This is a genomic window from Streptomyces sp. NPDC002671 (genome assembly GCF_053592475.1).
Window position 1 is genome coordinate 1 of record NZ_JBSFVU010000109.1, and the last position, 7,338, is coordinate 7,338.

The following is a 7,338-nucleotide window of genomic DNA, read 5'->3' on the forward strand; positions in this document are numbered from 1 at the left end:
AGGCCGGGGGGGCGCTCGGCCGCGCGCAGGGGGAGGGCCCCCGGGTGGGCCGCGTCGGGGTGGAGGATCCGGGGCGGCCCCGGGGGGCGGCCGCCCAGACGGTAGCCACCCCCCGGCCCGGGCTCGGACTCGACGCCGTAGCCGAGTTCCCGCAGCCTGGCGATGTCCCGGCGGACGGTGCGCTCGGTGACCTCCATCCGTCCGGCCAGCTCGCCGCAGGTCCACGACGGCCGCGCGGACAGCAGTGAGACCAGTCGCAGCAGGCGGGCGAAGGTGCTGATCACATCCCGAAGTCTCCCCCATGACCAGGACAGAATCTGTCCTGATCCCCGTATAGCGTCGTCCCCATGAGCACCGGAACCACATCCGCGCCCGCGATCCGCTACTCGGCCGTCACGTTCGACTGCCCGGACCCCGCCGAGCTGGCCCGCTTCTACGGCGACGCCCTGGGCCTGCCCGTCGCCTACTCCAGCGACGACTTCATCCTGCTCGGCCAGGAGGGCTCGGCCGGACTGGGCTTCTGCCGGCTGGCCGACTACCAGCGTCCCACCTGGCCGAACCCCTCCCACGAAAAGCAGGCCCACATCGAACTGGGTGTCGACGACCTGGACGCCGCCCAGGCCCGGCTACTGGCCCTTGGCGCCGTCGAACCCCCGGCTCAGCCGCAGCCTGATCGATGGAGGGTCCTGCTGGACCCTGCCGGCCACCCGTTCTGCATCTCCACCCTGGTCTGAGCATGATCTGCCGACTGATGACCATGACCGCGCACCCGGGCAGCGGCGGTGAACTCGCCGCCGTCCTGCTCAGAGTCGCGGAGAGGCTACGCGGCTTCCCGGACTGTGAGATCTACCTGATCAGCCAGGACACAGCCGACCCGGACACGGTCCACGTCACCGAGGTCTGGAGGGACGACGCCAGCGCACAGGCCGCCCTCGCTGCTCCTCCTCCCGCCGAGGGCCCCACCCCCGCTGACGTCCTCGCCCTGCTGCCGGCCCCGCCGCACCGCACGGACCTCACGGTCCTGGGAGGGGTGGGCCTGACGAACGAGCCACCGACCACAGGAAATGGGCCCCGGCACAAGCCATTCCCTGTGCTCGAACCCGCCTGACGACAAAGCTGAGAGCTGGCTGACGACTTGGAAATCATCCTGTTCGAATCTGCTGAGGCGTTCGAGCGCTGGCTGAACGAGCACCACTCCTCCTCGCCTGGAATCTGGCTAAAGCTCAGGAAGAAGGGTCCGGGTGTCGTGGCTCTGGACTACGCACAGGCCCTCGACGTTGCACTTTGTTACGGCTGGATCGACGGGCAGAAGGGCAAGTTCGACGACTCCTACTGGCTGCAGCGGTTCACGCCGCGCAAGCCGAAGAGCAAGTGGTCGAAGATAAACCGCGACAAGGCCGATGCCCTACTCGAACAGGGACGCATGCGGCCGCCCGGTCTTGCCGAAGTTGAGCGTGCCAAGGCGGACGGTCGCTGGGACGCCGCGTATGACGGGTGGAAGAGCGCCTCAGTGCCGGACGATCTGACCGAGGCCCTCGCTGCGAACCCCGCCGCTGCGGAGTTCTTCGCGACACTGGACGGCCAGAACCGATACGCGATCCTGTACCGCATCCAGGACGCCAAGAAGCCCGAGACCCGGGTGCGGCGGATCGAGAAGTATGTAGCAATGCTGGCCGAGCAGAAGAAGCTCTACCCCTGAGGCCGGCCGACCTGAGTCTGCACCCGAGCCTTGCCGGTGAACGGGATGCCCTTGTTGGAACGGCCCGCTGCCAGGTTCACCGCCGCAAGAACGCGGGAGCGGCTGCCTCGGCAGCGATGGATCACCAGCCCCAGACCCTTCTTGCTCACCCAGGGTCCGCTTCCGTTCTTCCCTTAAGCCGATCTTTCGTACACGTTCCGGACAGGATGTTGAGATGACGCACGACGTAAGAGCCATCGCACAGCGCATGTATGACGCATTCAACTCGCGTGACCTCGCCGCGGCAGAGACGATCTTCTCCGCCGGCTTCGTGAGCCACCCGCTGGGAACCATTGGCGTCGACAGCGTCGTGAAGGCGTGGAACAGACTTCACACCGCGTTCCCCGACATCCAGGTCACCGTCGAGGACATGCTCGTGGAGACAGGCAAAGCCGCAGTCCGCACGACCCTGCGCGGCATCCCGGCGGGTGTTGAGGGACAGCCTTCCCCTTCGATGATGGAGATCTTCCGCGTGCAGGACGGCCGCATCGCCGAGCTGTGGGGCATATCCACGCTCAACCGCTCAGCGGACGGCAGCGCGACCTCAGGGTGAGCACCTGTGGGATGTGCTCACCCAGACCACCACCGATCGCCAGGTGCCATGATGCGTCGATCACCACCATGCGAAAGGTCGAGGAAGACGCCATGCTGCACCTGCTGTTGCTCCACTACACCGCTTCGGAGCAGACCGCGGAGCCCCCTTCCACAACGCCCTGGACATCGCCGAGATCGTGCGCCAGCTCCAGGAGGAGGGCTGGGAGATCGACCCCGAGGACCTGGCGCGCATCTCGCCGTACCTGACCGAGCACATCCGCCGCTTCGGCGAATACTCCACCCACGAACTCGGCCTGGAGCCCGAGGCGTACGACCCGCACCTGGACGTCGGCTTCAGCCCGCTGAGCGGCGGCGGCCCCGGCGCGGACGGCTACGGCCAGGCAGCCTGACCATTGATGCCAGGTCACTTCTTCAGCGGCGGCGTGATGCCGTCCCGCGCCAGTACCATGCACACGCACGCGCACTTGGATCGGCGAGTGTGAGGCACCGGTGCCGCCGGCCGCCGCGGGTATATGCGGGCAGATCCGCAAGCGCGTCCGCCGTGAGATGGGTCGATTCCTCGGTGCGAGGCCGACGGCCCAGGGAAGGGTGGCCACGGGTCGCCGTCCGGCGCTGAATCGCCGGCCCTGGCTGCGCTGTCGTATCCGTTCTGGATGTGGGCCCGCCGGGGGCGGTGCACTGTGTGCGGATCAGCGGGCGATCGAGATCGCGAAGGGCGCGAATCCGCTGGACCGGATCACGTGCGGTACGAACAGTATCGCGGCCTCCGTGGCACGGGCCGTTTGGATCCCGCCGAGATCAGTGATCCACTCCTTGCGCCAGCCGAGGTTGATGAGCAGTTCACGGACGGTCTGCTTGGCCTGCGGGTCCTCGCCGGAGAGGAAGGCGTCGGGCGCCTGGGTGAGCGTGGCTGGCGCGGTCATCACCGGGAAGAGCATGGTGTTGAGTGTCTTGACGACGCGCGTTTCGGGGAGCGCTTCCTGAAGTTGCTCGGCGAGGCTTGAGCCGGGGTAGATCAGGTCGGCGGGCAGTCCGTCCGGTCCGTCGACGGTGGCGTTGGAGACGTCGACGAGGATCTTGTCGCGCAGTTCCTTGCGCAGGGCGACGAGCCGGTCCAGCGAGCCGGCGCCGGGGGTGGCGTTGATGACGATCTGGGCTGTCCGGGCAGCGTCGGCGGCGGCGCCCGGCGCGCGGTCCGCCACGGTCACCTCATGCCCTGCCCGGGTGAGGGCTGTGGCCAGGTTGCCGCCCACGCGGCCGTTTCCGAGAACTGCGATCGTGGTCATGATGATCTGGTCCTTCCGCGGGTGCGGGTTGTGGTGCGCGGTCAGCGTGAGAGTGTGGCGACGGCCTCGGCGTGGACGCCGGGCGCGGCGGCCAGGAGGCTCTCGCTCTGCGGGGTCCAGGGGCGGCCCTCGGCGTCGGAGATCTGTCCGCCGGCCTCGGTGACGAGCAGCGCCCCGGGCAGCAGGTCCGCGCGGGCGCCGGCGAACTGCCAGAAGGCGTCGATCCGGCCGGCGGCCACGTTTAGCAGGTGCAGGGTTGCGGGCACGGCGGTGCGGACGACGAGCGCGTCGAAGAGCATCGCGGTGATCGAGGAGCCGACGCGCCGCACGACCTTCTCGTCTTCGTCCGGCCGGGCCTGGCTGGTGGCCACGATGCTCAGGCCGAGGTCCGCGGTCTGGGAGACGTGCAGCGGCCGGCCGTCGAGGTGGGCGCCCGCGCCGGTGAGCGCGGTGTAGGTCTCGCCGGTCAACGGCAGGTGGACCGCGGTGAGCACCGGCTGGTTCTCACGCACGAGGGTGGCGGTCACCGCCCACTCCGGCAGGGCGTGCAGGTGGTTGACGTTACCTTCGGCCGGATCCACGACCCACCATTCGCCGGGCGGCAGCGCCCCGCCGTCCAGTTCGTCCTCCACCCAGCCGGCGTCCGGGCGCAGGCGCGTGAGGCGGGGGCGCAGGATGTCGAGGGCCGTGTCGTCGTTGGCGGCGAGTGCGCGCATCAGCTCTTCGCGGTTCTGGTAGCGGACCACCTCGCCGAAGCGCTCGCGCAGCGCCGAACCGGCCTCGCGCACGGCGATCGCGCTCTGGCCGAGCAGGTCGGCGTCGGAGGCGGCGACGTCAGTGGTCTGAAGCGTTTCGGACATGGTGGTACTCCCGTGTGAGGAGGGGTGTTGAGGCCGGTCGGGGCAAGGTGTGCGTTCCGTCTTGCGCTCTCGTCTCGAAGGTATCCAGCCCCTTCATTAACTTCAAATGCATGTCAAGCACGGCTAGGATTACTCACATGCAATTGGATTTGAATCTGCTCACCGCGCTCGATGCGCTGCTGGAGGAGGGAAGTGTGGCCGGGGCGGCCGCGCGCCTGCACGTCACCGCCCCCGCGATGAGCCGGAGTCTGGGCCGAATCCGGCGCACGACCGGGGATCAGATCCTGGTGCGCACCGGCCGCACGATGACCCCGACGCCGTATGCGATTGCCGTCCGGAAACAGGTGCACGAGCTGCTGCACCAGGTCCAGGGGGTGCTGGCACCGAGTCGTGAACTCGATCTGGCAACGTTGGAGCGCACCTTCACACTCCGCTGGCACGATTCCCTGGTCGCCTTGAGCGGCCCGGCACTGCTCTCAGCCGTGCGTGGACAGGCGCCGGGCGTGCGATTGCGCTTCGTCGCGGAATCGAGCATCGACACCCCCGAGTTGCGGCGCGGCGAGGTCGACCTGGAAGCGAACGCCAACCGCCCGAGCGCACCGGACATCCGCGCCGAGAACGTGGGCAAGACCCGCCTCGTCATCGTCGTGAGGCAGGGGCACCCCCTCACCCGCGTCAGGACCGTCACCGCAAAGCGGTACGCCGCCGCTGAGCACGTCACCGTCTCGCGACGTGGAAACCTCAGCAATGCCCTCGACGACGCCCTCGCGCGGCTCGGCCTCACCCGCCGCGTGGTGGCGACCGCGCCCACGGAAGCAGCCGCGCTGGAGTTCGCGCGCGGCTCCGATCTCCTGATCAGCGTCCCCGAAGCCACCATGCGGTCAGCAGTCGCCGACCTCGGCCTGGTCGTGCTCCCCCTCCCGCTCGAACTGCCGTCGGCACCGATATACCTGTCGTGGCATCAGCGCTACGACACCGACCACGCCCACGCCTGGCTGCGCGGGCTGGCGCGAACCGCGCTCGCCATGTGAGGAGCGTCATAGGCCGCGCCGTCCGGCCGCTTCACCCATACGTCCACGCGACCACCTCGATGCCGCACGGCCAGCCGCTGTGCGGACCCGCATCAGATCACCAGCCCCCGGCGGTAGGCGTACACGACCAACCTGAACGGGTCGCGAAGCCCGAGTTTGCCGAGAATGCAGGACACGAACGTCTTGACGGTCTCCTGGCTGCCTCCACCCCAACGCTGCTGGCCCGCTCCCGCCACGCCTCCGTCCGCGCCCTGGAGCGGTACGCACGCCCCAACATCGGCGCGGTCGCTCGGCACGTCGCCGAACGCAGCGGCGATCTGCTTCAACGTCAGCAGCGGCTTGTTCGTGCGGGTGCTGGCCGTGGGGGCGGCCAGACCGACGCCTGCGGCTCACGATCGCGGATCTGTGGGCCGTGCTCACTCGGTCGGCTCCTGGCCGGTGAGCAGGTTGAGCAAGCCGGCAGGGGCGTTGTCGCCGAAGATGAGCTGGTGGTTCTTGTCGGATTCGGCGGCGAACCGGGCGCTGCGGGGAAAGAGAGCCTGCTCGTACTCCGTAAGGGCGGCTTCGATGTCGTTGGGATGTGCGGCGATGGCTTTGCCGAGTTCGGCGCCGTCGAACATGGCGAGGTTGGCGCCCTCCCCGGCGAACGGTGACATGAGGTGGGCGGCGTCGCCCAGCAGCGTCACTCGGGGAACGCGGTCCCACCGGTGGCCGATCGGCAGGGCGCTGATCGGGCGGGGGCGAGGGCGGTTTCCCCGTCAGTGATGAGTGCGGTGAGTTCAGGCGCCCATCCGGTGAATTCTGCCGCGACCTGGGCCGCCGCCGTTTCGGGACTGGCGAGGACGGCGGCGATCCATTCCTGTGGCTTGGTGAGCGCCACGTAGGTGTGAAGAACGGCGTGGGCCTCTCGATGGCCAAGGATCCCCTTGCCGGCCGTGACGGCGAACAGGGAACCGTCGCTGGTGGCCTTGGCCGCTGCGGGCGCTTGCGCACGGCGGCCGACCGGCGCTGCCGCACACGCTCCGCCGACGGTCGCCGACCCCCCGCTGCCATACCGCTGCTCGCCACCCCGTGCGCCTCCCGCCCCACTCTGCCGGTGATCCTACTGAGCGGGAAGGAGCCCTGAAGGGCGTTGGACACAGGCGGCCCTGTGGCTCCGTGGCGTGCAGCACCTGCAAAGCGGCGCAACATAGCGCGGAATTGCCGGTTAGCCAAACCGGCGATCCCACGGATCATTAATGGCCCACCGCCAACACCTGCTCGCATGGCGAGGATGGGGGATCGCCCAACGCGGGGCGACCCTGCGCTGGCAGGGCCGCCCGCTTGGAATGACACTCTCGACGCCGAGGCTGCAGCGGGCGCCACCGTGCCGGCCAGGTGAACCAGTCCTCGGCGGCGTAGGGCCCGCACCATACTCCGCTCCCAGAAGTCGCTCCACGAAGATCCTAGGAGGGCAAATGGTCATCGGCTCGACGGCGGCCTGGCCTATATGTGAACCCCCTCCCAGCTGACCTGGTCACCTTCTACGACGGCATCGGCGACGTCACCTGGGCGGACGTCGGCAACGGCTACTTCACATCACCGTGAGACCAGGCACGTAGCTGGACCCACGGTGACCGCACCACAGTTCATCAGGGCCGGCAGGAGGGCCGGACGCTGAGCAGCTCGGTCCGCAGCACGGGCGTGCCGTCGACAGGCGCCGGGTCCTGCGTAGTTGGCTCGATACCGCCAGCAGCGATCTTGTCGAGCGTCTCCAGGCCGGCGGTACCGACCGTGCCGAACACCGTGTAGTTCGGTCGCAGCGCGGAGTCGCCGTAGACGACGAAGAACTGCGAACCGTTCGTGTTCGGCCCGGCGTTGGCCATCGC

At 68.8% G+C, this 7,338-nt stretch carries 10 protein-coding genes and 2 pseudogenes; 6 read left to right on the forward strand and 6 right to left on the reverse strand.

The features are described from left to right. The coding region (locus ACWD35_RS44320; protein ID WP_451356996.1) for a helix-turn-helix domain-containing protein at positions 1-284 on the reverse strand (284 nt) is incomplete at its 3' end. 63 nt (positions 285-347) lie between these two features. Here ACWD35_RS44320 and ACWD35_RS44325 point away from each other — a divergent pair. The 5 genes from ACWD35_RS44325 (at position 348) to ACWD35_RS44345 (ending at position 2,682) form a co-directional block, all read left to right on the forward strand. Then, on the forward strand, positions 348-734 hold the full coding sequence (locus ACWD35_RS44325) for a VOC family protein (protein ID WP_451356997.1): 387 nt from the start codon (positions 348-350) through the stop codon (positions 732-734). Positions 735-736: 2 nt separating this feature from the next. Next, positions 737-1,108, forward strand: a complete 372-nt coding sequence (locus ACWD35_RS44330; RefSeq protein WP_451356998.1) for a putative quinol monooxygenase — start codon at positions 737-739, stop codon at positions 1,106-1,108. Positions 1,109-1,135: 27 nt separating this feature from the next. Further along, a complete protein-coding gene (locus ACWD35_RS44335) occupies positions 1,136-1,699 on the forward strand; it encodes a YdeI/OmpD-associated family protein (protein WP_451356999.1) in 564 nt (187 codons plus the stop codon). 214 nt (positions 1,700-1,913) lie between these two features. Further along, the gene (locus ACWD35_RS44340; protein ID WP_451357000.1) at positions 1,914-2,291 is read left to right on the forward strand and encodes an ester cyclase; all 378 of its coding nucleotides are present in this window, start codon (positions 1,914-1,916) and stop codon (positions 2,289-2,291) included. Between the two features lie 160 nt (positions 2,292-2,451). Beyond that, a complete protein-coding gene (locus ACWD35_RS44345) occupies positions 2,452-2,682 on the forward strand; it encodes a Tn3 family transposase (protein ID WP_451357005.1) in 231 nt (76 codons plus the stop codon). A 300-nt stretch (positions 2,683-2,982) separates the two neighbouring features. Here ACWD35_RS44345 and ACWD35_RS44350 read toward each other — a convergent pair whose 3' ends face one another. Both ACWD35_RS44350 and ACWD35_RS44355 read right to left on the reverse strand, forming a co-directional pair. Then, entirely contained in the window at positions 2,983-3,579 is a 597-nt protein-coding gene (locus ACWD35_RS44350; RefSeq protein ID WP_451357001.1) for an NADPH-dependent F420 reductase, read from the reverse strand. A gap of 41 nt (positions 3,580-3,620) precedes the next feature. After that, positions 3,621-4,439 (reverse strand): 3'(2'),5'-bisphosphate nucleotidase CysQ, encoded by an 819-nt coding sequence (locus tag ACWD35_RS44355; protein WP_451357002.1) that lies wholly within the window; start codon positions 4,437-4,439, stop codon positions 3,621-3,623. Between the two features lie 137 nt (positions 4,440-4,576). Between ACWD35_RS44355 and ACWD35_RS44360 the strand changes: the two genes are divergently transcribed. Continuing rightward, entirely contained in the window at positions 4,577-5,470 is an 894-nt protein-coding gene (locus ACWD35_RS44360) for a LysR family transcriptional regulator (protein ID WP_451357003.1), read from the forward strand. 92 nt (positions 5,471-5,562) lie between these two features. Here ACWD35_RS44360 and ACWD35_RS44365 read toward each other — a convergent pair. The 3 genes and pseudogenes from ACWD35_RS44365 to ACWD35_RS44375 all read right to left on the reverse strand — a co-directional run. After that, a pseudogene (locus ACWD35_RS44365) lies at positions 5,563-5,670 on the reverse strand (DNA-binding response regulator); the annotation flags it as partial. Positions 5,671-5,886: 216 nt separating this feature from the next. Continuing rightward, positions 5,887-6,452: pseudogene (locus ACWD35_RS44370) on the reverse strand (FAD-dependent oxidoreductase); the annotation flags it as partial. A gap of 649 nt (positions 6,453-7,101) precedes the next feature. Beyond that, positions 7,102-7,338: peptidylprolyl isomerase (locus tag ACWD35_RS44375; protein WP_451357004.1), on the reverse strand; the 237-nt coding region annotated here is incomplete at its 5' end.